Raw genomic sequence first — 22494 nt, 5'->3', positions numbered from 1 at the left:
TCCTGCCAGGTGCCGCCGTCCTGGCCGGGGGAAGCCGTCCTGACCCGGCGCGCCGCCCGGCACGGTGCCGCCGTCCTGGCCGGTGCCGCCGGGCGCGCCCGGAGCCGAACCACCAACAGGGAATCCGGGGAACCCACCGGCGTTCGCCCCGCCGTTCTGGCCGGTGCCGTTCGGGCCACCCGGGAAGCCCGGGAACTGCCCGCCGCCCGGACCACCGGGGAACTGTCCGTTCGCGCGACCGCCCGGCATCCGCCCGCCCGGTCCACCGGGGCCGCCGAAGCCGCCCGCTCCGGCCGGCCCGGCGCTCGGGATCGAGCCGGAGTGCGGGGTGACAGCCGTCTGCATCGCGTACGCGGCCGGCCCGGCCAGCGCCACCGCGATCCCGGCGACGGACACCACCGGCACGACCCACCGCACAACCCGCCCGGCAAACCCGGCCCTGCGCCCCGCCGTCGCCCCCGCCTCGGAGTTGACCAAGGAGTTTGCGTCACCCTGAACGCCGCTTCCGGACACAAACTCCTTGATCACCGGGGCAGACGGGGAGGGCGGGACGGTCCGGTGGGTGAGGAACGCCGAGACGGCCAGGAGGGCGGCTGTGGTCAGGCCGAGGGCCAGCACCGTGGGGCGCAGCCAGGGGTGCCAGTCGGGGGTGCGGCCGAGGAGATGCCAGGACCACCAGGCGGTGACCGCCAGCGTGCCGGCCAGGACCAGCGTGGCGGCGAACCGGCGCCACCGGACCGGCGCGGAGCGGGCCCGCCACAGCAGGGTGGTCCCGATGCCGACCAGCGCGCCGACCGCCGGGGCCAGGGCGACCGTGTAGTAGGCGTGGAAGATCCCGGACATGAAGCTGAAGATCAGGCCGGTGACCAGCAGCCAGCCGCCCCACAGCAGCAGGCCGGCCCGGGTGCGGTCGGTACGCGGCGCCCGGCCGGCCAGCCACAGCCCCGCGACCAGCAGGATCAGCGCGGCCGGCAGCAGCCAGGAGATCTGCCCGCCGACCTCGGTGTCGAACATCCGCAGCAGCCCCGCCTGACCGGAGAACGGTCCGCCGCCGGGCCGTCCGCCACCGCCGACGCTGCCCACCTCGTCGCCGGTGATGCGGCCCAGGCCGTTGTAGCCGAGCGTCAGCTCCAGGATGCTGTTGTTCTGCGAGCCGCCGATGTAGGGGCGGGCGCTCACCGGCATGAGCTCGACGATCGCCACCCACCAGCCGGCGGAGACGACCACGGCCAGCCCGGCGAGCAGGAGCCGGCGGATCCGCCGTCCGAGGCCGGTCGGCGCGGCCAGCAGGTAGACCCCGGCGAAGACCGGGATCACCAGGAACGCCTGGAGCATCTTGGTGAGGAAGCCGAAGCCGACGAGCACGCCGGTCAGCGCGATCCACCGGGTGCTCCCCGTCTCGACCGCCCGCACCGTCGCGTACGCGGCGGCGACCAGCAGGAACACCAGCAGCGCGTCCGGGTTGTTGAACCGGAACATCAGCGTCGCCACCGGGGTGAGCGCGAGCACCGCGCCGGCGAGCAGTCCGGCGGCGGGGCCGTACCAGCGGCGGACGGTCGCGTACAGCACGCCGACCGAGGCGACGCCGAGCAGCGCCTGCGGCACCAGGATCGACCAGCCGCTCAGACCGAAGATCCGCACCGAGAGCGCCATCAGCCAGAGCGACGCCGGAGTCTTGTCCACGGTGATCGAGTTGGCCGCGTCGGACGAGCCGTAGAGGAACGCCGTCCAGTTCTGCGAGCCGGCCTGCACGGCGGCCGAGTAGAACGCGTTGGCCCACCCGGAGGCGCCCAGTCCCCACAGGTAGAGCAGCGCGGTCACGACCAGCAGGCCGACCAGAGCGGGCCGGGCCCAGCGCGGATCGGGGCCGCTGCGGGTCTCCGGGGGTGCGGCCACGGGGGCCGGCTCGGCACCGGGTGGTGCGGCCGCGGGCGCGGTCGGCAGGCTCTCGGTTCTGTCCATGCCGGCAAGCCTCGGCGGGTCCGCTGGCCCGCTCCCATGAGCGGCCTATGCGTCGGCTGTGGATCCCGGCAGCCAGACCGTGAACGCGGTGTGGCCGGGCCGGCTGACCACGTCGACCCGGCCGTGGTGCGCCTCCACCACGGCGGCGACGATGGCCAGGCCCAGGCCGGTGCTGCCCTGCGCGCGGGAGCGGGAACTGTCGCCGCGCGCGAACCGCTCGAAGACCTCCGGCTGCAACTGCTCCGGGATGCCCGGCCCGTCGTCGGTGACGCGCAGCTCGACGCCGCCGGGCGCGGGCGCGAGCCGGACGGTGACGGTGGTGCCGGCCGGGGTGTGCACGCGCGCGTTCGCCAGCAGGTTCGCCAGCACCTGGTGCAGCCGGTGGGCGTCGCCGGTGACGGTGAGCGGCTCGTCGGGCAGGTCGAGTTGCCAGCGGTGGCCGGGCCCGGCGACGTGCGCGTCGCTGACCGCGTTCACCGCCATGGCGGTCAGGTCGACCGGCTCGGCGGCGAGCGGGCGTCCGGAGTCCAGCCGGGCCAGCAGCAGCAGGTCGTCGACGAGACTCGTCATCCGGGTGCTCTCCGACTCGACGCGGCGCAGCGCGTGCGCCACGTCGGGCGGCACCTCCTGGCGGCCCCGGCGGGCCACCTCGGCGTACCCGCGAATGGCGGCCAGCGGGGTGCGCAGCTCGTGGCTGGCGTCGGCGACGAACTGGCGTACCCGGGTCTCGCTGGCCTGCCGGGCGGCGAGCGCGGCGGCGACGTGGCCGAGCATCCGGTTGAGCGCGCCGCCGACCTGCCCGACCTCGGTGCGGGGGTCGGTGTCGGCGGCCGGTACCCGCACGGACAGGGCGACCTCGCCGCGGTCCAGCGGCAGTTCGGTGACCCGGGCGGCGGTGGCGGCGACGCGGTTGAGCGGCCGCAGCGTGACACGGACGATGAGCATGCCGAGGGCGCCGGCGATGACCAGCCCGGCGCCGATCACCCCGGCCTGCGCGACGAGCATCCACATGACGGTGTCGTCGACCTGGGCCAGCGGGATCGCGAGGACCAGCACGTCGCCGTCGCCGCGCGGCGACGGCAGCGCGATCGCGCGGTAGTCCCCGCGGTCGCCGACGACGACTGTGTGCGGGCGGTCACCGACGGGTACGCGGGCCAGCGCGGTCAGGTCGGCGGCGGGCACCTCCTCGCTGCCGCCGCTCTCGGAGCGGACCCGGCCGGCGGGTTCGGCGGCGGCGGGCACCCGGACCGCGATCGAGCCGGGCGGGAAGCCGCCCGGGGGGTCCGGCGCCACCTCGTCGGGGTCCGGCGGGGTGGGCCGCTGGTCCGGGCGCGGCGGGTCGGTGCCGCGGCGGGCCCAGCGTTCGAAGTCGGCGGGCCGCCGGTCGCCGAAGGTGAGCTGGTTGTCGATCTGGTCGACCAGGAAGTGTCGCAGCGCCACAGTGGTCAGGCCGCCGATGCCGACGCTCACCAGCGCGAGCAGCGCCACCACGGAGAGCACCAGCCGGCGGCGCAGCGACCAGCCGGCCAGGCGGCGCCGCAGCCGGCCGCGCCTGTCACTCGGCGGGCTTGAGGACATAGCCCGCCCCGCGCAGGGTGTGGATCATGGGCGCTCGGCCCGCGTCGATCTTCTTGCGCAGGTACGAGATGTACAGCTCGACCACGTTGGCCTGGCCACCGAAGTCGTAGTTCCACACCCGGTCGAGGATCTGCGCCTTGCTGAGCACGCGGCGCGGGTTGCGCATGAGGTAGCGCAGCAGCTCGAACTCGGTGGCGGTGAGCGTGATCAGGTCGTCGCCGCGGCGTACCTCGTGGCTGTCCTCGTCGAGGGTGAGGTCGCCGACGGTGAGCACCGCCTCCTGGCGGGCGGCGACCGCGAAGCCGGAGCGACGCAGCAGCGCGCGCAGCCGGGCGATCACCTCCTCCAGGCTGAACGGCTTGGTGACGTAGTCGTCGCCGCCGACGGTGAGCCCGGCGACGCGTTCCTCCACCGCGTCGCGGGCGGTGAGGAACAGCACCGGCACGCTCGGGAACTGCTCGCGCAGGCGGCGCAGCACCTGGAAGCCGTCCAGGTCGGGCAGCATCACGTCGAGCACCACGGCGTCCGGGCGGAACTGGCGGGCGGTGGTGACCGCCGCCATGCCGCTCAAGGCGGTGGCGACCTGCCAGCCCTCGTACCGCAGGGCCATCGAGAGCAGGTCGGTGAGCGTCGGCTCGTCGTCGACGACGAGCACCCGCACCGGTTCGCCGTCCGGTCGGCGCAGCTCGATGCGACCCTGCGCGGCCTGCGCGTTCATGACCATGCCCCCATCGTGGGCCGACCCGCTGTCGCCGGGCTGTCCCGATCCTGTGTACCAGCTGTGCGCGCCGTACGGTGGCGATCCGGGCAGGTCCGGACGGGTCTTCCGCAACGGGGCTACCCGGTGGTAACTTCCCGGCATGTCCATCGATGGTCGTGTTTCCGGCCGGTTGGCCGGCAAGGTGGTGCTGGTGACCGGCGCGGCCCGGGGCATCGGCGAGCACACCGCCCGCCTCGCCGCGGCCCGCGGCGCCCGGTTGTCCCTCGTGGGGCTGGAACCCGACCGGCTCGCCGCGCTCGCCGCCGAACTGGGCCCGGGGCACGCCTGGTTCGCCGCCGACGTCACCGACCAGGACGCCCTCGCGGCGGCGGTGGGCGGCACACTGGCGGCGCTGGGCGGGATCGACGCGGTGGTCGCGAACGCCGGTGTGGCCAACCGCGGCACGATCGCCGTCGGCGACGTCGAGGCGCTGGTGCGTACCGTCGAGGTCAACCTGATCGGGGTGATGCGCACCGCGGCGGCGACCGTTCCCGCGCTCGTCGACCGGGGCGGCTACCTGCTGATCGTCTCCTCGGCCGCGGCGTTCGCCGCGCTGCCCGGCATGGCCGCCTACTGCGCCTCCAAGGCCGGCGTCGAGCAGTTCGGCAACGCGGTCCGCCTCGAACTGGCGCACCGGGGCGTGGCGGTGGGCACCGCCCATCCGTCGTGGGTGGACACCGACCTGGTCCGCGAGGCGCGCGCCGACCTGCCGGCCTTCGAGGCGGCGCTGGCGAAGCTGCCCTGGCCGCTGCGGCGCACCACCACGGTGGCCGAGTGCGCCGAGGCGTTCGTCCGGGCGATCGAGCGCCGCAGCCGCCGGGTGTACGTGCCGCGCGCCGTGGCCGGCGTGCAGGCGATGCGATCGGTGCTGGTCAGCCCGCTGGCCGACCGGCTGGTGGGCCGGACCGCCCGGGCCACCGTGCCGCTGATCGAGGAGCAGTCCCGGGCGCTGGGCCGGGGCTTCGGCGCCAGCACGCCGCAGGGGCGGCCGTGACCACGGCGGTGGAGGTCGTCTACGAGCGGCGCGGCGCCGGGCCCGCGCTGGTGCTGCTGCACGGCATCGGTCACCACTGGGCCGCCTGGCGGCCGGTGCTGGACCGCCTCGCCGAGGCGCACGACGTGATCGCCGTCGACATGCCGGGCTTCGGCCGCTCCCCGGTGCCCGCCGCCGGGCTGCCCGCCGACATGCCCGGGCTGGCCGCGGCCATGGTCGAGCTGTTCGGCGCGTTCGGGCTGGAACGCCCGCACGTCGCGGGCAACAGCCTCGGCGGCGCGATCGCGCTGGAACTGGCCGCGCTCGGCGCCGTCTCCTCGGCCACCGCGCTGTCGCCGGCCGGGTTCTGCACCGCGCGCGAACTGCGCTGGGCGCTGACCGTGCTCTCCCTGCACCGCAACGCGGCCCGGCTGCCCGAACCGGTGCTGCGCCGCCTGTTCGCCGCGCCCGCGCTGCGGATGCTGGCGATGGGCATGATCCTGGCCCGGCCCAACCGGATGGCGCTCGACGACGCGGTCGCCGACGCCCGCGCGCTGCGCCAGGCGCGGGCGTTCCGCGCCGTCGCGCGCGCCGGAAGGGGGTACGCCTACGCGGGCGCCCCGACCGTGCCGGTGACGGTCGCGTGGGGTACGCGGGACCGGATCCTGCCGTACCGGCAGGCGGCGCTGGCGCGTACCCGGCTGCCCGCCGCGCGGCACCTGGACCTGCCCGGCTGCGGGCACGTGCCGATGCACGACGACCCCGAGCTGGTCGCCTCGGTCATCCTCGGCACCACAGGTGTCCGGCCGGCCTGACGCCTCGCGTCCCACCGTTGCGCGCCCTCACTCGGTCGCGCCGAACGGGAACGTGTGCACGTACCGCATCGTCCAGCCACCCGGCGAGGCGTGGTCGTCGCGCTCGTAGAGGTGGTCGGCCACCCCATCGGCCGGTTCCTCCGGATGACGCAGGACCCACCGGGGCGGCGGCGCGCCGTCCGGCCCGGCGGGAAGGTCCCGGGTCAGCTCGTCGGCCGGCCCGCCGACGAACCGTACGCGCACCACGGCCACCGCTGCCTCCGTCCGTCGACGCCCTCGCCGCGAAGCTACCCCGCCGCGGCGCGCACCCTCGGCGGTTTGCACAGCTCCGGGGCCGGGTAGCGGGACCGGGGGGCACCGGACGAGGCGAGGAGTGGGCGATGAGGACGCTGGGCGGGCGGTACGAGCTCGAACAGCGGGCCGGCCTGGGTGGCATGTCGGAGGTGTGGCGCGCGCACGACCGCGTGCTGGACCGGACCGTCGCGGTGAAGCTCATCTCGCCCACGCTGGACGGCGACGCCGGCTCGGTGGAACGCATCCGGGCCGAGGCGCGTTCGGCGGCCCGGCTGGTGCACCCGAACGTCGCGAGCGTCCACGACTTCGGCACCGCGACGCTGCCGGACGGGCGGCCGGTGCCGTACATCGTGATGGAACTGGCCGAGGGCGAGACGCTCGCCGCGCACCTGCGCAACGGGCCGCTGGACTGGCGGATCGCGGTACGGGTCTGCGCCGAGGTGTGCGCCGCGCTCGCCGCCGCGCACGCGCACGGCATCGTGCACCGGGACGTGAAGCCCGCGAACGTGATCCTCACCCCGTGCGGGGTGAAGGTGCTCGACTTCGGCATCGCCACCCCCGCCGGCGCGACCGACCACACACCGGACGACGTGGTGGTGGGCACCCCGGCGTACCTGGCGCCGGAACAGTTCGACCGGCAGCCCGCCACCCCGGCCGCCGACATGTACGCCCTCGGCGTGCTGCTGTACTACTGCCTCACGGGCGTGCTGCCGTACGAGGCGGGCAGCACCACCCAGCTGCTCGGGTCGCGCCGCCGTCGCCGCCCGCCCCGCCCGCTGCCCGAGGTTCCCGGCCTGCCGGGCGAGGTGGCCGAGCTGTGCCGGCGCTGCCTCGACACCGACCCGTGCGCCCGGCCGACCAGCCCGATGGCCGCGTTGCTGCTGGCCGAGGCCGTGGACGCCCGGATCTACGTGCCGATGACCGCGGTGCTGCCCCGGCAGCGCGCGCCGCAGGTGTCGCCGTGGACCAGCCGGGCCGCCGCCGAGGCCACCGAGGCGATGGCCGTCGACGCCGCGCCGAGCGGCCGGGTCGGCTGAGCGCTCCTACTGCCTGCCCGGGCGCGGTTTCGCCGCTCGGGGTCCGGGAACGCGGTCCGGTGAGTGACGGGAGGAACGCGATGCCGGATCCGAGTTCCTGGCTGGCCGAGACGGCCACGGCGACCGCAGCGGGCGGTCACGTACGCACCGACGACGGCGGGCTCTCCTCCGCCCTGGCGTCCCCGCTGGCGCCGCACTGCACCGGCCTGACGCCGGAGCAGCTCCTGGCCGCGGCGTTCGCCTCCTGCCTGCACCACGCGGCGGTAGAGGCGGCCGGGGAGATCACCGACGAGGCGCACACCGTGCAGGTGACCGCCGAGGCGAAGCTGGGCCGCGACGACGACGGCCGTTACCGGGCCGACGTGCACGCCGAGATCTCCTCGGCGGGACTGACCCGGGACCAGCTGGCCGACCTGGTCGCGTACGCCGACCGGCTCTGGCCGTTCTCCAGCGGCGACCCGAGCCGGCACCGGCTCACGGTGACCCCGGCCGAGAACGGCCGGCACTGAGAGGTCACCAGCGGAAGCCGGCGGTCACCGCGCGGTGGTCGCTGTCCGGGGTGCGCAGCACCCCGGCGGCGGTCGGCGTGAGTCCCCGGTAGAGGACGTGGTCCGGCCGGGTGACGGGTAGCTCCGCCGGCCAGGTGAACCCGAATCCCTGCCCGGCCTCGGCCTGGGCGTCGCCGAGCAGCCGGGTCAGCGGGTCGAAGACCCGGTCGGTGGTGGCGGTGTTCAGGTCGCCGAGCACGACCAGCCGGTCGGCCGGGTCGGCGCGCACGGCGTCGGCGAGCGCGGCGACGGTCTGGTCCCGGGTGGCGGTGTGCCCGGCCCGTGCGGAGCCGAGGTGGACCACGTACACGGTCAGGTCGCCCCTGGGTGCGGCGACCACGGCCCGCAGCGCGCGGTCCCAGCCCAGGCCGGTGTCGACGCCGTGCGCCTCCCGGATCGGCCATCGGCTCCACAGCGCGACCGTCGACACCACCGCCCGGTGCGGGTAGCGCTCGGCCAGCACGGGCGCCACCCGGTCGCCGTCGGCGACCTCCTGGAGCCCGATCAGGTCCGGGGCGTCGCCGGTGAGCGCGCCGACCGTGGCGGCCGGGTCGGGGTTGCCCACACGCAGGTTCTGGCTGACCACGCGGACCGCGGCGCCGTCCGCGCCCGCGGCCGGGGGCAGCCACGCGCGGCCGTAGAGCGTGCCCCAGACCAGGGCCGGCAGCAGCACCGCCAGCAGCGCCGGCCGGGAGCGGCGCAGCAGCGCCGCGAGCGCGAGCAGCGGTACGGCGATCCCGAGCAGCGGGGTGACGCTGTCCAGCAGGCTGCCCAGGCCGTGGACGTTCGGCACCGCCCGGTGCCCGGCCAGCAGCAGCGCGAGCAGCACGGCGCACACCACGAGGAGCGTGCCGCGCCGGCTGCGGGGGCCGGGCGGGCGCTCGTCGACCATCCGCTCCGTCACCGTCGGAATCGTATCGAGCGCCCGGGCCGCCGCGCGGCGGCCTCACCATGATCCACAGCCGGCGGGCCGGGAGACGTCGGATAGCGAGCAGTCGATCCCGGCGGTCGGCGGAGCGCTGCCAGAGGCAGGCCGTCCGACCAGGGCATCCTCCGCCGAACGGAGGAGCCGGGCGGACGCCGCCCTTAGCTTCGCCCGACGCCCGTTTCGCACCGCCGAAACCGACATAGAAGTTCCTTCGGGTACGCGAGGTTGGCGGTTTTCATGATCCGTCGCCCTGAATGGCACCCGCGAATCCGGCAGATTGTGGCGCATGCCACCAATCACCCCGATGGCAAAGCGCCGGAAGCTTTCTAGCCTCGGCGGGTGCATCCCGACCACCCCGATCATCAGCCGTTGCCCGCCAACCGCCCGGTTCGCCGAACGATTGACCCGGCATCAGCCGAACGGAGGGTGGGACGTCATCGCGCCCCGGAACCGCCACGGCGCGGACCCGCCCGGTCCGTGCCCGGCCGGATCGCGGTGGCCACGGGCGTCACCTGCTGCCTCGGCCTGATCGGCGTGGCAGCCGTCGGCGAGACGGGCCCGGCACACCTGGAGGTTCGCGAGGCGGTCGCCGACCGGGCCGCCGCCGACCTGCGCGCCTCCCGCGACTTCACCCGGGTCGCGCCGCCACCGGCCGCCGCGGCCCTGCCGCCGCCGGCTCCCACGCCCAGCGCCACCCCGGCGACGAAGAAGCCGCCGCGCAAGCCCGTGCGTCCACAGCGCCCGCGGCCGGTCGCCGGCCTGGACCAGCGGCAGATGGACAACGCCAAGGCCATCGTCGACGTCGGGCGGGAGATGAAGATGCCCCGCCGGGCCCTGGTCGTCGCGGTGGCCACCGCCATGCAGGAGAGCAACCTCTACAACCTGGCCAGTGACGTGCTGCCGGAGTCCTTCGACCACCCGCACCAGGGCAGCGGCTCGGACCACGACTCGGTCGGGCTCTTCCAGCAGCGCCCCAGCAGCGGCTGGGGCACCGTCGCCCAGCTCATGCGGCCGGCGTACGCGGCCCGGGCCTTCTACGCCGCGCTGCGCGAGGTACAGGGCTGGGAGGACATGAGCGTCACCGCAGCCGCCCAGGCGGTGCAGGTGTCCGCCTACCCCGACGCGTACGCCCGGCACGAGAAGCGCGCCACGACTGTGGTGGCGGCGCTGGTCTGACCCGGCGCGAATCAGGCGGCGCTGCGCCCGGCGCCACCGGGTCGTACGCTCGCCGCGGCGGTGGGGGTGTCCACCGCCACCCGCTCGCCCCGCGCCCCGGCCAGGATCTCGTCGACCCGGGACTCCCGGCGGCGACGCGCCAGCAGGGCCGCCTCGAACTCGCGGCGCGCCCGCACGGCCTCGGCGTACGCCTCCTCCCGCAACCGGCGGGCCTCCTCGCGTGCGGCCTCCAGCTCGGCGCGGGCCTGCGCCAGCAGTTCCGCGGCCTCCCGTTCGGCGGCCGACGGCCGGAACGCGCTCCCCTCGACCGGGGCGGTACGGCGATGCAGGAAGTCGCACAGGTGCAGAGCGTCCGACCGGATCTGGTCCCACTCCCGGCCGGCCCCGGCGGCGCCCTCCGCTCGCGCCGCCAGCCGCCCCAGACGCAGGCTCAGCTCGTCCAGGCAGGCGTCGACCTGACGTCTGTCGTAGCCGGTCTCCACCACCGAGAACCTCATGCGTCGCCCCCCAGGCAGCCGGTGTGCGTCCCCACCTGCCGATCCTGCGGTCCCAGCGCTCCCGGGCGCGGCCGTTCCCACAAAATGTTCAGGATGCGGTGGCCCGGACTTCCCGCCCCTACGGGTGCTTCGGGAGCACGACCACCCGTCCGAAGAACTCGTCGATCCGGCGCACCACGTCGTTGAAGTCGTCCAGGTCGATCGGCTTGGTCACGTACGCGTTGGCCTGCAACGTGTAGCTGCTGACCACGTCGGTGTCGGCGTTGGAGGTGGTGAGCACGACGATCGGGATGGTCCGCAGGCTCTCGTCACCCTTGACCTCGCCGAGCACCTGCCGCCCGTCCATCCGGGGCATGTTCAGGTCGAGCAGGATCACGTCCGGGCGCTGCGCCTCGGTGTGGCGGCCCTCGCGGCGGAGGAACTCCATCGCCTCCTGACCGTCGGCGACCACGTCGATGACCTTGTCGACGTCGGAGTCGGCGAGCGCCTCCTCGATCATCAGGACGTCGCCCGGGTCGTCGTCCACCACCAGGATGCGAACGGGGCTGGGACTGGTCTGACCCATCGGTTTACCTGCTTCTCGGTGAGGAGGGCGTCCGGCCGCGCGGCCGGCTGCTGGCGGGGAAATGTACCGGATCAGGAGGCGGCGGGCGCGGTCGGGTCGGCGGCGTGTCGGCCGTGGTGGAGCACCTCGGCCAGCCCGGTCACCTGGAGCACCCGGTCCACCCGGCCGGTCGCCCCGGTGAGCCGCAGGCAGCCGCCGTCGGCGGCGACGAGATTGTCGCCACGGACGAAGGCCGCGATGCCGGTGGAGTCGCAGAACGTCAGTTCGGTGAGATCGAGCAGCAGCTCGCGGTGCCCCTCGGCGACCAGCCGGTCGATCGCCGAGTTCAACTCTCCGGCCGTGGCGAGGTCGAGCTCGCCGGCCAGCCGGAGGCAGACGCCGCCCCCGTCCCGCTGGGCGTACGTGACGGTGAACGTCACAGTGGCCCCCCTCGCTCCCACCACAGAAAAACCCTTGCAGTGGTGCAAGTATATGGGACGGCCGCCCCGGCGCCCGTCAGCGGCCCGCCGCCGACAACCCGCCCACCAGTGCGCGGCCCCGGTCGAGGAAGGCGGCCGCGCGGGGGAAGTCGCGCAGCTGCTGTCCATAGTGCTCCAGCGTCAGCCCCACCGCGCCCGCCGGCACCCCGCGGCTGACCAGGATCTCCACCAGCCACTCGACGAACGCGGTGAACAGCGTGGCGTCGTCCACGTAGAGCGCGGCGGCCAGGAAGTCCACGATGTAGCCGAGGTCGCTGATCGTGGAGTCGAGCTGCGCGGGGGTGTAGTCGGCCGTCGACGGCACCCGCTCCCGCAGGTCGGCAAGCGCGCTGTCGATCAGTTCGCCGCGCCGCTTGACCAGACTGGCGTACTCGTCGTCGGCCAGGTGCTCCAGCCGCGCGGGCGGCGCCTCACGCAATGCCCGCTCGTCGGCCACCAGGTCCGCTGCGGACGGCGCGTCCGGCGCCCACGGCACACCGAGCACGCGCGCCCAGCGGCCGTCGTCGCCGAAGCCCCGGCCACCGACCACCACCGGCACGTCGGAGCGGCGGCACGCCTCCACCATCCGATGGGCGTGCGGCAGCCGCATCGGCAGGGCGCAGGCCAGCGCCACCGCCTCCGCGTCGTAGCGGTGCAGGTAGGACACCAGGTGCGCGGCCGGGACGCTGGCGCCGAGAAAGACGACCTGCCAGCCGCGCAGCCGCAGCACCTCGGCCACCAGCCGGGCCGGCAGCGCGTGCCACTCACCGTCCATGCAGGCCATCACGATCCGCCCACGGGTGGGCCGGGGATCGGCGTACGCGGCCACCGCGGCGACCACCCGCTCGCTGATGTGGGTGGCGGCGTGCTCCTGGGCGACGCTCCACTCGTTGCGGGCCCAGCGGTCGCCCACCTCGGCCTGGGCCGGGGCGACCAGGTCCAGGAGCACCCGCTCGGCCGGCACGCCCGCCTCCAGCAGCCCGCGGGCCACCGCCACGGCGGCGGACTCGTCGGCGTCGGCCAGGCACTCCAGATAGCGGGCGAAGGCGTGGCCCGGGTCGGCCTCGACGGTCGGCACGGTCACGCGGACGACTCCCTCGTTTGTTCGGTCCCGGCCAGGTCCGGAACCGCGTGCAGGTGCCGCGGCGCCCGCCCGGCCGGGCCGGTGGCCCGCAACGCGAGCACCGCGATGTCGTCGTGGTCGCCGTGTGCGAGCCAGTCGCAGGTCACCTGCTCGACCCGCTCGGCGAGCGCCGGTGCGGGCATCCGGTGGCAGCCGGTCACCGCGTTGAGCAGCCGCTCGGCGCCGAACTGCTCTTCGCCGTGCCGGCCGCCCCGGGCCTCGGTCACCCCGTCGCTGTAGAACAGGCAGGTCTCCCCCGGCGCCAGCTGCACCGTCACCTCACCGATGCGGGGATCGGGCACCACGCCGATCAGCATGCCGCGCAGCGGCACCACCTCGATCTCGCCGGACTCCCGCAGCACCAGCGGCGGCAGGTGCCCACCGCCGGCCAGGGTCAGCGTCAGGCCGCCGTCGCGGTCCGGCCGGGCCACGCCGAGCACCATGGTGGCGAACCGGCCCTGCCCGTGCGCCTGCGTGGTCTCCAGCAGCGCGTCGTTGAGCAGCTTCAGCAGCCGCCCCGGCTGGCTCTCGACCCGGTGCAGCGCCTGGAGGCACTGGCGCAGCTGGCCGGTGAACACGGCCGCCTCCACGCCCTTGCCCGACACGTCGCCGAGGAAGAAGACCGAGCCTCCGTCGGCGAGCCGGTGCGACCCGTAGAAGTCACCGCCGATGCGCAGACCCGCCTGCGCCGGCCGGTACGCGGTGCCCCACTGCACGCCGGACGCGGGAGCCGGCTCGACCGGCAGCAGGCTGGCCTGCAACGTGTCGGCGACCTCGGCCTGGTCGCGGTAGAGCATGGCGGTGGTCAGCGCCGCACCGGCCCGGGCCGCGAACGCGCGGACCAGGTCCACGTCGGCCTCGTCGTACCAGCGGTCGGCCCGCCGGACCACCAGCAGCGCCCCGGCCGGCGCCTCCCGGCCGGGCAGCGGCACCACCCGGGCGGTGGCACCGGAGGCGTCGAGGCCGGGCAGCCAGCCCGCCTCGGCGGCCTGCTCGACCAGCCAGTCCAGCTCGTGCGGCTCGGTGCCGGACAGGCCCGCCTCGATGGCCGCCGGGAGCGCCGGGGCGGGCAGCACCCCGCTGTCCACCACCGGTGCCCGGTCGTCCGCGCGTACCGCGCGCCACCAACGGGCGCGGCCGGAGCGGGGAGCGAGCACCAGGACCGCCACGTCGGCCGCCGTGGGCACGGCCAGGCGGACCACGGCGGCGGCGGCCCGGTCCGGGTGCAGCGGGTTGCCGAGCTTCTCGCCGACCACGGCGAGGAACGCCGAGCGGGCCCGCTCGGCGAGCAGTGCGTCGGCCCGGCTCACGCTCTCGGTGACGTCGTCGACGTACCAGCAGCGCCGGCGGTGGGACAACGCGACCGGGCGTACGCGCAGCCGCCGCCCGTGGTGGGTGAACTCGGCCGGGCCGTCGCCGCGCAGCGGTGCCGGGCCGGCGGCGGCCAGCAGCTCGCCGGGCGTCACCTCGGGGATCAGCCGCTCCGCGACCGGGCTCACGTGCTGGACGACACCGTCGGCGTCGCAGACGACCAGGCCCTCGCGGAAGTACTCGACAACCTCGGACCAGTTCGGGACGGTGAGGTCGCGGTCGGCTGCCAGCCACGGCAGGGCGGACGGCACCGGCGCGGCGGCGGACCACGCCCGAGCCCGTGCGGCACTCGGCGTGGAGAACCGTCCGTCGCCCGGGTCGGCACCCCTGACGTCGGCAGCAGTCACCAGCTGAGCCCCACTCTCCTCGTCGGCGCCCCGGGGCGCCGGACACGGCGCCTGTGGTCACGTCTCCTCGCCCACCCTACGCCGGTATGCCCGTACCGCCACCCCACAGCGCTGCCGGCCGGCTCGCGCGTCCAGCGAAGCCGTGCCGCCGTTGTTACGATCCTGTCAATCCCGGCCCGGCCGGCAGCCCGCGGAAAGGCGTGACGTGGTTCCTCAACGGAGAAGGCCCGAGGCGAGCCCGCTGAGCATCTCCGTGGATGGCTCCGACCCGGCCGTCCCGGTGGTCGTGGTCGGCGGCGACCTGGCGTACGCCACGGCCTCCCCGCTACGCGCCGAGATCGACAGGCTGCTCGCCGGACGCCCGAGGACGCTGGTGTTCGACTTCGGCGGCCTGGAGTTCATGGACAGCACCGGCCTGTCCGTGATCGTGCACGCCTGGCGGGAGGGCCAGCAGGCCGGCACCGTCATCGAGCTGCGCGCGGTCCCGCGTTTCCTCGAGACGATCCTCGACCTGACCGGCGTCACCGGCCTGCTCGAGCGCGCGCCTGTCGACGACCGGCCCGCGCCGGGCTCGGTCGCGTCCGCGTGACCCCGGGGGTTTCCCGGCCGCCCCCGGCTGGGAACATGGGTGCGTGCCCTCCCAGATGTTGACCATCGAGGTGGACCGGCTCGACGCCGGTTCCGCCCGGATGCGGCTGGCCGGGGAGCTGGACTTCGACACCGCGCCGGAGCTCGTCGCCGCCGTGGCCGACCTGCGCCGCGACGGTCACCAGGAGCTGGAACTCGACTTCGCCGGGGTGCACCTCTGCGACTCCTCCGGCCTGAGCGCCCTCGTGGTGATCCACCGGGCCGGCACCGGGGCGATCCGCCTGCTGAACCTGAACCCGCAGGTGCGGCACCTGCTGGACCGCACCGGCCTGGCCGAGCTGCTGGCCGCCCCGCCGCGCGACCTGACCGGCGAGGCCCGCGAGGTGGTCTGACCGTCCACCGCGGCGCCCGCTACGCGGGCTGAGCGGCCGGCGGACAGGGGTGGCCCCCGACCCTGGGACCAGGGGCCGGGGGCCGGGAGGATGGCTCAGGCGGCGGGCGCGGCCTGCCGGTGCGGCGCCTCGTCGCGCGACTGCCCCGCGAGCGGAGGCTCGACGTCCTCCGGCGCGCCGGAATCGGGCGTCTGGAACAGATAACGGACGAAGTCCCCGCTCATGTCGTCGTCGTCCGCCCCGGGCCACTGCCCGACACAGTCGACGCCGATCACCTCGCGTCCGCTGCCGTCGTGGTGCTCCAGCAGGGCCCACAGGGTCACCGGGTAGGAGCGGGTGGCGTCCGGGCCGATCCGCCATCGGGCGTACCAGCCGGGACGGGCGGGGACGATCTCCACGATCCGTTTCATGTCGACCTGCCCTTCCGCGTGCGTCGGAAGTTGTCCGGTCCGTCCGAGCCTGCCGCCCGCCGGGGTGAGCGCTCCTCACCCGCAGCGAATGAAGCGTCCGCCGGGCCGTCCGCCGTTACCTTCCCGGCAGCGCCGGGAACGCGGTCGACGCAAGCGCAACCGACCCAGGAACGAGGTGCGACGATGCGCAAGCAGATGGAGGGCGACAACCAGCGCCGCCGGACCCTGGCCCGCGAGGCCCGCGAGCGAGGGCTGCGGCCGAGCCAGATCGGCGCCAGCCTGAGCGCGTCCAAGCAGGTCACCTCGCTGGACCAGCACGACCGGTCCGGCCCGCCGCCGGCCGGACGGCACAAGCCGGACACCACCCGGGGTGGCCCCGCGCCGCCGCCGGTCGCAGTCGCGGAGCAGCAGCGCCCGCTGCCGGACCCGACGCCGTCACCCGGGGTCTCGATGGGCTACCGGGATCTCGTCGACGACGTGAGCCGGCGCGCCGGGGTGGACTTCACCACGGCCAAGGTCGCGGCGGAGGGCACCGTGCTGGCCCTGGCCCGGGCGCTGGACGAGGCGGAACGGGAGCGGCTGCTGGAGGCGGTGCCGCTGACCCTGCACGACGTGGTGCCGGTGTACGGGCTGGAACGCCGCCGCGACCTGCCCGGCTTCCTGGCCGAGGTGGGCCGGTACAGCCGCCTCACCCCGGAGCAGGCGCGCTACCAGGCCGAGGCGACGCTCGCCGCGCTCGCCGCGGCCGACGCGGATCTGGTCGAGTCGCTGCGCGTACCGGACGAGTTGCGTGACCTGCTCGGGCCGACCGACTTCGGCGGCGGCCTGGTGGGCGCGTCCTCGGCCACCGCGCCGCTGACCGAGGCGGAGCTGCGCGACGCGCTCGCGACGCTGCCCTACTGGTCCAGCGACCGGCGGTCGCTCGTGCGGACGATCGAGCTGCCCGGCGGCAACCTGGACCGGGTGCTCGACCGGTTGGACCGGCTCAAGTCCGACGTCGGACGGTCGCCGCAGATCGGGCGGCCGGACCCGGACAACGCCGTGCTGACGGTCCGGACCCAGCAGGTCGACGGCGTGACGGCGGCGGACGTCGACCTCGCGCACCGGGTGGACGCGGCGGTCGACGAGGCCGGCGCCGGGATGGCGGCCGGCTGAGCCGGCGGCGGGACGGCTCCGGTCCCCCGCGGGCCGGGGCCGCCCGTGGCCGCGCGGTACCGTGTTCCGCCGTGGATCACGACGACGCCGAGACCCTGGAGATCGTGGTGGACCCGGCCCGCCCGTCCGGGCGCACGCTGCTGGCCGACGGGGTCGAGCAGTCGTACGTGGACGTGGCCGACGCCCGGTACCTGCACTTCGAGTACGTGCGGCGGATCGCCGCCGCGATCGACGTGGCCGCCCCGCGGGGCGCGGCGCTGACCGCGCTGCACCTCGGCGGCGGCGCGCTCACGCTGCCGCGCTGGCTCGCGCGCACCCGGCCCGGTTCGGCGCAGCGGGTGGTCGAGCGCGATCCGGCCGTGGTCGAGCTGGTCGGGCGGAAGCTGCCACCGCTGCCGCCGGAGGTGGTGGTGGCGCTCGGCGACGCCCGGGAGGCGCTCGCCGGGGAGCCGTCCGGGGCGTACGACGTGGTGGTGGCCGACGTGTACCGGGCGGCCCGGATGCCGCCGCACGTGGCGGCGCTCGAGTTCGCGGCGCAGGTGGCCCGGGTGCTGCGCCCGGACGGCCTCTATCTGATCAACCTCACCGACCTGCCGCCGCTGGCGCACACCCGGGCGCAGGTGGCCACGCTGCGCGCGGTCTTCGCCGACGTGTGCCTGGTCGCCGACCGGCGGATGCTGCGCGGGCGCCGGTACGGCAACGTGGTGCTGGCCGCCTCGCCCGTCGCCGGGCGGCTGCCGGTGGTTCGGCTCGCCACCCGCGTCGCCGCCGACCCGGTGCCCGGAACCGTGCTGCACGCCGCGACGCTCGACGCGTTCGCCGCCGGCGCGCTCCCGGTCACCGACGCCGACCTGGGCTGAGCGCCGGGTTTCCGCACCGGCGTCGCGGGTAGCCGCGCCGGATGAGCGCCGCCTCGGACCGGTCCACCGCGCGCCGGACGCTGATCGTGATCGGTCTGGTCCTCGCCACAGTGGTCGGCCTGGCGCTGGTCTGGGCCACCCGGCGGGTGCTGGTGTGGGCGCTGGTGGCGGTGTTCTTCGCGGTCGCCCTGAAACCACTCGTGGACCGTCTCGAACGTCGGGTACGCCGCCGCGCGCTCGCCACGCTGCTGGTGTTCCTGGCCGCGTTCGCGCTGTTCGCCGCCGTCGGGGCGCTGATCGTGGTGCCGCTGGTGGACGAGGTGGGCCGCTTCGCCGACCGGGCGCCGGAGCTGGTGCGCGAGGCCCAGGCCGGGCAGGGACCGCTCGGACGGCTGCTGGAGCGCTTCCACCTGCTCCGGTACGCCGAACCCGGCCAGCTCCGCCGGTTCGGCGCCCGGCTCGGCGACCCGACAGTCGGGGTGGTCCGCAGCGTCGCCCAGGCGGTCGCCGCCCTGGTCACAGTGGTGGTGCTGGCGTACCTGATGGTCCTGGAGGCGCCGAAGATCGTCGCCGCCGCGCTGCGGCTGACCGGCGACGGCCCGGCGGCGCGGCTGCGGCGCATCGGGCGTGACTCGTCCCGGATCGTCACCGGCTACCTGACCGGCAACCTGCTGATCAGCGTGATCTGCGGCGGTCTGACGTTCGTCGTGCTGTTCCTGCTCGGTGTGCCCTTCGCCGCGGTGATCGCGCTGACGGTCGCCGTGTTCGACCTGATCCCGCTCGTCGGGGCCACGCTCGGGGCGATCGCCGCGGCCGGCGCGGCGTTCCTGCACTCCCCCACCGCCGGCATCGTGGTGCTGGTCTTCTTCGTGGTCTACCAGCAGGTGGAGAACCATCTGCTGCAACCGGTCATCATGGCCCGCGCGGTCCGCCTGAACCCGTTGACGGTGCTGGTCAGTGTGCTGCTGTCGGTCGAGCTGGCCGGGCTGGTGGGCGCGCTGCTGGCGATCCCGGCGGCCGGCATCGCGCAGGTGCTGCTGCGCGAGTACGTGCCGGCCGGGCGCCAGGCCCTGCCGCAGCCCGCCGACGGCGGACCGGCGGAACCGGCGGGTCCGCCTGACACCGGTCCGGCTGCCGGTGCGATCGCGCCGGAACGGCCGGAGGCCGGCCCGGGAGCGCCGGAACGGCCGCCGGCCGGCGGGTGAGGGCCGGCCGGCGGGTGCGTGCGCCGCTCAGCGGCGGCGGGCCAGCTCCGGTGACTCGCTCTCCAGCGGCACCGCATTGGCCGGAACCAGGCCGAGCTGCACGGCGGGCCGGGGCAGCGTCGCGTCCAGCGCCCAGTCCGCCGCGACCCGGGGACGGTTACCGGGCATCGCGAGGAGGTGGTAGCCCCGCGTGACGGCTTTGGCCGGCAGCCCGGCCAGCGGCACCTTCAGCGGGTTCGCCGCCGCGTCCTTGCCTCCCAGGTCCACCACCCAGCCCAGGTCGTGGTGCTTGTACGACTTACGCACGCCCTGCCCGTACGAGGCGGCGATGTTGTGCGCGGCCAGCTTGCCCTGCCGCTGGGCGTGCTGCGCGGTCATCGCGCACACCTGCCCGGGGCGGGTCGGGTCGGGCACGGCGGCGGCGTCGCCGCAGGCGAACACCTCCGGGTAGCCGGGCACGTTGAGGAACTCGTCGACCACGAGCCGGCCCTTCTCGGTGCGCAGCCCCAGTTCGGCCACGAACGGGTCGGGGCGTACGCCGACGCACCAGATCAGGCTGCACGTCGGGACGTACTCGCCGTCGGTGAGCATCACCCCGTCCGGGGTGGCCTCGGCGACCGAGGTGCCCATCCGCACGTCCACGCCGCGTTTGCGCAGCACCCGGTCGGCGGTGACCGACATCCGCCGGTCCAGTTCGGGCAGCACCCGGGGCGCCACGTCCAGCAGCATCCAGCGCGGCCGGACCAACAGGTGCGGGCGCTGGGCCATCAGCCGGTCGGTGAACAGCTGCCCGTGCGCGGCCACCTCGGTGCCGGTGTAGCCGGCGCCGACCACGACGAACGTGGAGCGGGCCCGCTGCTCGGCCTGATCCTCGGTCAGCTCGGCCAGCTCCACCTGCCGGACCACGTGGTCGTGCAGGAACAGCGCCTCGGGCAGGCCACGGAAGCCGTGTGCGTACTCGGTCACGCCGGGGATCGGCAGCAGCTTGTTGACGCTGCCGACGCTGAGCACCAGCCGGTCGTACGCGAGCTGCCCGTGCTCGCCCTCGACGGAGCGGTAGCCGACCCACCGGTTCTGCAGGTCGACCCGGTCGGCCTCGCCGACCACCACGCGGACACCGTCGAGCGTGCCGGCGAGCGGCACCGCGATCCGGGTCGGCTCCACCACGCCGGCCGCCACCTCGGGCAGCAGCGGCAGGTAGAGGAAGTAGTCGGTCGTGTTCAGCAGGACGATCTCGGCCCGGTCGCGGGCCAGCCGGCGCAACGTCTTGGCCGCGTGGTACCCGGCGAACCCGGCCCCCACGATCACCACCCGTGGTTTCGTCATGCCTGCTGCCGTTCCCGGGCAGACCTGCGACAAACGTACCCATGATCCATCCATCGACGGCTATATGGACATTCCTCGTGATCGGCGCGAGGATGCCGGGATGGGAAACCACGAGACCGCCGAGGGTCGACCCACGAGGTCCAGCCGGCGTACCTTCCTCACCGCCTCCGCCGCGGCCACCGCCGCCGCCGTCGCCACCCCGCTCGCCGCCGCCCCGGCCGCCGCCGCGACCGGCGCGCCCCCGGGCCCGGGCCGTCCGGCCCGGCCGCAGCGGCCCGACCGCGAGCTGACCGCGCTGCTGCGCGAGATTGACAGCCGCCGGATCGAGGCCGTCGTGCGCCGCCTCGCCGCGTTCGGCACCCGCCACACCCTGTCCAGCCAGACCGATCCGGTACGCGGCATCGGCGCCGCCCGCGACTGGATCCACGCCCAGCTCTCCGGGTACGCGGCCGCGTCCGGCGGCCGGATGAGCGTCGAACTCCAGTCGTACGTGCAGCAGCCCGCCTCCCGCATCCCCGTCCCGACCACCATCACCAACGTGGTGGCGACCCTGCGCGGCGACGTCACGCCCGAGCGGGTGTACGTCATCACCGGCCACTACGACTCCCGGGCGACCGACGTGATGGACGCGGTCAGCGACGCGCCCGGTGCCGACGACGACGCCTCCGGCGTGGCGGTGGTGATGGAACTGGCCCGGGTGCTGTCGACCCGCCGCACCGAGGCCACCATCGTGCTCGCCGCCGTGGCCGCCGAGGAGCAGGGACTGTACGGCTCGGCGTACCTGGCGTCGCAGCTGAAGGCGGCCGGCGCGGACGTGCAGGCCATGTTCAGCAACGACATCGTCGGGTCCAGCACCGCCGACGACGGCACCCGCGACCCGCGTACCGTGCGGTTGTTCGCCGAGGGCGTGCCGACCGCCGAGACCCCGGCCGAGGCGAGCGTGCGGCAGTCCGTCGGCGGCGAGAACGACTCGCCGTCGCGGCAGCTCGCCCGGTTCGTCACCGACGTGGCGGAGAACTCCGCCACCGGCATGGACGTGCGCGTGATCTACCGGCTGGACCGCTACCTGCGTGGCAGCGACCACATCTCGTTCCTGCGCGAGGGGTGGCCGGCCGGCCGGTTCACCGAGCCCAACGAGGACTTCGCCCACCAGCACCAGGACGTACGCGTCGTCGACGGGGTGCAGTACGGCGACCTGCCGGAGTTCTGCGACTTCGGCTACATCACCCGCGTGGCGCGGGTGAACGCCGCGACGCTGTGGTCGCTGGCCCAGGCGCCGGGCACACCCAAGGGCGTCACGGTGGTGACCACGAACCTGACCAACGACACCACCCTGCGGTGGCAGCGCGGCCCCGAGCCGGACCTGGCCGGGTACGAGGTGGTGTGGCGGGAGACCACCGCCGACCAGTGGCAGAAGGTGCTGCCGGTCGGCGACGTCACCGAGGTGACGATCGACCTGTCCAAGGACAACGTGTTCTTCGGCGTGCGAGCGGTGGACCGTGACGGGCACCGCAGCCCGGTCGCCTTCCCGAAGCCCGGTAGCTGAGGCCGGTCGGTCACCGCCCCGGCGTCGGGTCCACCCCGTCCGGGGCGGTGATCGCCCAGCGTTCGTGGTCGCGCCACGCGCCGTCGACGAACAGGTAGTCCGGCGAGAACCCCTCCAGCCGGAAGCCGAGCCGGCGCACCAGCCGCTTCGACGGCTCGTTGCCGGGTTGGATGTTGGCCTCCAGCCGGTGCAGACCGAGCGGCCCGAACGCGTAGTCGATCACCAGCCGCACCCCGGCCGAGGCGTGCCCGGTGCCCGCGTACGGGCGGAACGCGGCGTATCCGAGGTAGCCGCCGCGCAGCGCGCCGAGCACGATGCCGCTGATGTTCGCGTATCCGGCGATCTCGCCGGTCTCCCGGTCGCAGAACAGGAACCCGGAGCTGTCCCGCGCCCGGATCTTGCGCAGGTGCGCCGAGTACCGCTGCGCGTCATCGGGCGCGGACAGCCACGGGTGGTGCAGGTCGCGGCTGCGCCGGGCGGCGGCGACGAACTCCGCCTCGTCGGCCGGACGGGGACGGCGGATGGCGACACGTCCGTCACTGCGCAGATATCGCACGGCTCCACTCTCGGACACCGCCCC

24 protein-coding genes are annotated in these 22494 nt (G+C 75.1%); 11 read left to right on the top strand and 13 right to left on the bottom strand.

The window, feature by feature from the left end; translation table 11 throughout:
• The 3 genes from F8279_RS21980 to F8279_RS21970 form a co-directional block, all read right to left on the bottom strand.
• A partial coding sequence (locus F8279_RS21980; RefSeq protein WP_225853366.1) for a glycosyltransferase family 39 protein occupies positions 1-1962 on the bottom strand: 1962 nt, incomplete at its 3' end.
• A 45-nt stretch (positions 1963-2007) separates the two neighbouring features.
• Complete coding sequence (locus tag F8279_RS21975; RefSeq protein WP_091427138.1) at positions 2008-3540, bottom strand: ATP-binding protein; 1533 nt, start codon at positions 3538-3540, stop codon at positions 2008-2010.
• Complete coding sequence (locus tag F8279_RS21970; RefSeq protein WP_091427356.1) at positions 3518-4258, bottom strand: response regulator transcription factor; 741 nt, start codon at positions 4256-4258, stop codon at positions 3518-3520. The genes F8279_RS21975 and F8279_RS21970 overlap by 23 nt, the downstream gene beginning before the upstream one ends.
• Positions 4259-4400: 142 nt before the next feature.
• Here F8279_RS21970 and F8279_RS21965 point away from each other — a divergent pair, with 142 nt between their 5' ends.
• Positions 4401-5294 carry an SDR family oxidoreductase gene (locus F8279_RS21965; RefSeq protein WP_091427139.1) on the top strand — a complete coding sequence of 298 codons (894 nt, stop codon included), beginning with the start codon at positions 4401-4403 and terminating at the stop codon, positions 5292-5294.
• On the top strand, positions 5291-6088 hold the full coding sequence (locus F8279_RS21960; protein ID WP_091427140.1) for an alpha/beta fold hydrolase: 798 nt from the start codon (positions 5291-5293) through the stop codon (positions 6086-6088). Before F8279_RS21965 ends, F8279_RS21960 begins: the two co-directional genes overlap by 4 nt.
• A gap of 27 nt (positions 6089-6115) precedes the next feature.
• Here the strand turns inward: F8279_RS21960 and F8279_RS21955 are convergent, their stop codons facing one another.
• A complete protein-coding gene (locus F8279_RS21955; RefSeq protein WP_091427141.1) occupies positions 6116-6340 on the bottom strand; it encodes a hypothetical protein in 225 nt (74 codons plus the stop codon).
• 128 nt (positions 6341-6468) lie between these two features.
• Between F8279_RS21955 and F8279_RS21950 the strand changes: the two genes are divergently transcribed.
• Together F8279_RS21950 and F8279_RS21945 are read left to right on the top strand one after the other, a co-directional pair.
• Positions 6469-7419: a serine/threonine-protein kinase gene (locus F8279_RS21950; RefSeq protein ID WP_091427142.1), complete on the top strand. Its 951-nt coding sequence runs from the start codon at positions 6469-6471 to the stop codon at positions 7417-7419.
• A gap of 80 nt (positions 7420-7499) precedes the next feature.
• Positions 7500-7928 carry an OsmC family protein gene (locus tag F8279_RS21945; RefSeq protein WP_013285994.1) on the top strand — a complete coding sequence of 143 codons (429 nt, stop codon included), beginning with the start codon at positions 7500-7502 and terminating at the stop codon, positions 7926-7928.
• Between the two features lie 4 nt (positions 7929-7932).
• On the opposite strand, the gene F8279_RS21940 is transcribed toward F8279_RS21945, so the two are convergent.
• Positions 7933-8871, bottom strand: coding sequence for an endonuclease/exonuclease/phosphatase family protein (locus F8279_RS21940; RefSeq protein WP_225853365.1), 939 nt, complete (start codon positions 8869-8871; stop codon positions 7933-7935).
• A gap of 501 nt (positions 8872-9372) precedes the next feature.
• On the opposite strand from F8279_RS21940, the gene F8279_RS21935 reads away from it, so the two are divergent.
• Positions 9373-10071 carry a hypothetical protein gene (locus F8279_RS21935; RefSeq protein WP_091427143.1) on the top strand — a complete coding sequence of 233 codons (699 nt, stop codon included), beginning with the start codon at positions 9373-9375 and terminating at the stop codon, positions 10069-10071.
• Positions 10072-10082: 11 nt separating this feature from the next.
• On the opposite strand, the gene F8279_RS21930 is transcribed toward F8279_RS21935, so the two are convergent.
• The 5 genes from F8279_RS21930 to F8279_RS21910 all read right to left on the bottom strand — a co-directional run bounded on the left by F8279_RS21930 (position 10083) and on the right by F8279_RS21910 (position 14432).
• Positions 10083-10568: an ATPase gene (locus tag F8279_RS21930; protein ID WP_091427144.1), complete on the bottom strand. Its 486-nt coding sequence runs from the start codon at positions 10566-10568 to the stop codon at positions 10083-10085.
• Positions 10569-10686: 118 nt separating this feature from the next.
• Entirely contained in the window at positions 10687-11133 is a 447-nt protein-coding gene (locus F8279_RS21925; protein ID WP_013285990.1) for a response regulator, read from the bottom strand.
• Positions 11134-11204: 71 nt separating this feature from the next.
• Positions 11205-11552: an STAS domain-containing protein gene (locus tag F8279_RS21920; protein WP_091427145.1), complete on the bottom strand. Its 348-nt coding sequence runs from the start codon at positions 11550-11552 to the stop codon at positions 11205-11207.
• Between the two features lie 76 nt (positions 11553-11628).
• Positions 11629-12675: a B12-binding domain-containing protein gene (locus F8279_RS21915; protein WP_091427146.1), complete on the bottom strand. Its 1047-nt coding sequence runs from the start codon at positions 12673-12675 to the stop codon at positions 11629-11631.
• Positions 12672-14432, bottom strand: coding sequence for a PP2C family protein-serine/threonine phosphatase (locus F8279_RS21910; RefSeq protein WP_091427147.1), 1761 nt, complete (start codon positions 14430-14432; stop codon positions 12672-12674). Before F8279_RS21910 ends, F8279_RS21915 begins: the two co-directional genes overlap by 4 nt.
• Before the next feature lie 253 nt (positions 14433-14685).
• Between F8279_RS21910 and F8279_RS21905 the strand changes: the two genes are divergently transcribed.
• Both F8279_RS21905 and F8279_RS21900 read left to right on the top strand, forming a co-directional pair.
• Positions 14686-15021, top strand: a complete 336-nt coding sequence (locus F8279_RS21905) for an STAS domain-containing protein (protein WP_091427148.1) — start codon at positions 14686-14688, stop codon at positions 15019-15021.
• A gap of 43 nt (positions 15022-15064) precedes the next feature.
• A complete protein-coding gene (locus F8279_RS21900; RefSeq protein ID WP_225853364.1) occupies positions 15065-15412 on the top strand; it encodes an STAS domain-containing protein in 348 nt (115 codons plus the stop codon).
• Between the two features lie 95 nt (positions 15413-15507).
• Here F8279_RS21900 and F8279_RS21895 read toward each other — a convergent pair whose 3' ends face one another.
• Positions 15508-15822 carry a hypothetical protein gene (locus F8279_RS21895; RefSeq protein ID WP_091427150.1) on the bottom strand — a complete coding sequence of 105 codons (315 nt, stop codon included), beginning with the start codon at positions 15820-15822 and terminating at the stop codon, positions 15508-15510.
• A 183-nt stretch (positions 15823-16005) separates the two neighbouring features.
• Between F8279_RS21895 and F8279_RS21890 the strand changes: the two genes are divergently transcribed.
• The 3 genes from F8279_RS21890 (at position 16006) to F8279_RS21880 (ending at position 19042) form a co-directional block, all read left to right on the top strand.
• Positions 16006-16977, top strand: coding sequence for a DUF2267 domain-containing protein (locus tag F8279_RS21890; protein ID WP_091427151.1), 972 nt, complete (start codon positions 16006-16008; stop codon positions 16975-16977).
• A 71-nt stretch (positions 16978-17048) separates the two neighbouring features.
• A complete protein-coding gene (locus F8279_RS21885; protein WP_175438889.1) occupies positions 17049-17837 on the top strand; it encodes a spermidine synthase in 789 nt (262 codons plus the stop codon).
• 41 nt (positions 17838-17878) lie between these two features.
• The gene (locus tag F8279_RS21880) at positions 17879-19042 is read left to right on the top strand and encodes an AI-2E family transporter (protein WP_225853363.1); all 1164 of its coding nucleotides are present in this window, start codon (positions 17879-17881) and stop codon (positions 19040-19042) included.
• Between the two features lie 27 nt (positions 19043-19069).
• On the opposite strand, the gene F8279_RS21875 is transcribed toward F8279_RS21880, so the two are convergent.
• Positions 19070-20368, bottom strand: a complete 1299-nt coding sequence (locus tag F8279_RS21875; RefSeq protein WP_091427153.1) for an NAD(P)/FAD-dependent oxidoreductase — start codon at positions 20366-20368, stop codon at positions 19070-19072.
• A 100-nt stretch (positions 20369-20468) separates the two neighbouring features.
• Between F8279_RS21875 and F8279_RS21870 the strand changes: the two genes are divergently transcribed.
• On the top strand, positions 20469-21914 hold the full coding sequence (locus F8279_RS21870; RefSeq protein WP_151500909.1) for a M20/M25/M40 family metallo-hydrolase: 1446 nt from the start codon (positions 20469-20471) through the stop codon (positions 21912-21914).
• Between the two features lie 10 nt (positions 21915-21924).
• Here F8279_RS21870 and F8279_RS21865 read toward each other — a convergent pair.
• Positions 21925-22494, bottom strand: a 570-nt coding sequence (locus tag F8279_RS21865) for a GNAT family N-acetyltransferase (protein ID WP_225853362.1), incomplete at its 5' end; no start/stop codon positions are given.

The organism is Micromonospora sp. AMSO1212t, from assembly GCF_008868145.1.
Classification (GTDB): Bacteria; Actinomycetota; Actinomycetes; order Mycobacteriales; family Micromonosporaceae; genus Micromonospora; species Micromonospora tulbaghiae.
The sequence above is the reverse complement of the archived record's forward strand: the minus strand, read 5'-3'. Positions and strand labels throughout refer to the sequence as shown.